Here is a 1,533-nt window from a genome sequence, read left to right as displayed (position 1 = left end):
TGCTCGAACTGCTGCGCTGCGAGGCCGTCGGCGCGCGCCGGATGCCCGGCATCGGCGACAACCTCGTGGCCGCGCACCGGGCGCGCCTCGCGCGCTCGGACCTGCTCGGGGCGCACCTGGCCTCGCTCGTACCCCTCGACGAGGCCATCCGCATGGTGGTGGGCGACGCCCTCGTGGGACGCGACGATCCGTCCATCGCCACCTCCGGCTTCTGGATGTGGGCGCGCTGGATGCACCAGCGGCTGACGCCGCACCTCCGTGCCCTGGCGGCCGCCGTCGACGATCAGCGGGCCTACGGAGCGGCGGCGCTTGCGTATATCGCCGCCCTCCATGCGGCGCTGCACGGGCGGGGCGAGGGGCCGGCGCGGCGTCAGATCAGCAACCGCGCCGGCGGGCCGGAGGACGGCGATTTCGACCATGGTTCATCCGAGACCGAGGACGAGAGCTTCGAACCCGGTCCCGAGGCTCTGACACCGGACGAGGACGCGCCGCCATTGTGGCCGATCCTCGAGGTCCCGGTCACCACCCGGTTGCCCTATCGCGCCTATACCACCCGTCACGACCAGGTGGCGCGCGCCGAGGACCTCGTCCCGCAGCAGCTGATGCGCGAGGCGCAGGAGGCGCTCGACAAGCGGCGCGGCGCCAGCAAGCGCAGCATGGCCCGGCTGGTCGCGCAATTGCAGCGGCGGCTGATGGCCCGGCAGACGCGCTCATGGACGTTCGACCTCGAGGAAGGGCTGGTGGATGCCTCGCGGCTCGACCGGGTGGTGGTCAACCCTGGCTTCGCCGATGCCTACAAGCAGGAAGAGGAATCGCAGTTCCGCGATACCTGCGTCACGCTGCTGATCGACAATTCCGGCTCGATGCGCGGCAAGACCATCGAGCTCGCCTGCGTTGCCGCCGACCTCATCTGCGCGGCGCTGGAGAACTGCACCGTTGCAACCGAAGTGCTCGGCTTCACCACGCTGGGCTGGAAGGGCGGACAATCGGCGCAGGACTGGATGCGCGCCGGCCGGCCGGCCGATCCGGGCCGCCTCAACGACCTGCTGCACGTCGTCTACAAGAGCGCCGACGAGCCCTACCGGCGGGCCCGGCTGAACCTGTGCGCCATGATGTCGCCCGACCTGCTCAAGGAAAACATCGACGGCGAGGCGCTGGCCTGGGCCGCCCGGCGCCTGCTCGGCCGCCCCGAGCAGCGGCGCATCCTGATGGTGATTTCCGACGGCGCGCCCGTCGACCAGGCGACCATCGAGGCCAATGCCGACAAGCAGATCCTCGACCGGCATCTGCGCGAGGTGATCGGCGAGATCGAGCGCGGCGGCCAGATCGAGCTCGCCGCCATCGGGGTCAGGCACGATGTCGACCGCTACTATCGCTCGGCCCGCCGGATCGACACGATCGACGAACTGGGTCCCGCGCTGATCGGCGCCCTCGACGCCCTGCTGCTGCGTCAGTGAATGCCGATCAGCCCCGGCTCGAGCCGGTAGTAGCCGGCCAGCGTCAGTTCCACCGAGACCGGCTCGAAGGTCGGAT

At 70.5% G+C, this 1,533-nt stretch carries 1 protein-coding gene; it reads left to right on the top strand.

Going from position 1 to position 1,533, the window contains the following annotated elements; all coding sequences use genetic code 11:
- Positions 1-1,457, top strand: a 1,457-nt coding sequence (locus tag ACE3TU_RS22250; protein ID WP_374628032.1) for a cobaltochelatase subunit CobT, incomplete at its 5' end; no start/stop codon positions are given.
- Positions 1,458-1,533: the final 76 nt, after the last annotated feature.

The sequence above is a fragment of the Devosia sp. genome (assembly GCF_041917035.1).
Taxonomy (GTDB): domain Bacteria; phylum Pseudomonadota; class Alphaproteobacteria; order Rhizobiales; family Devosiaceae; genus Devosia_A.
This window is presented reverse-complemented; position numbering and strand designations above follow the sequence as displayed.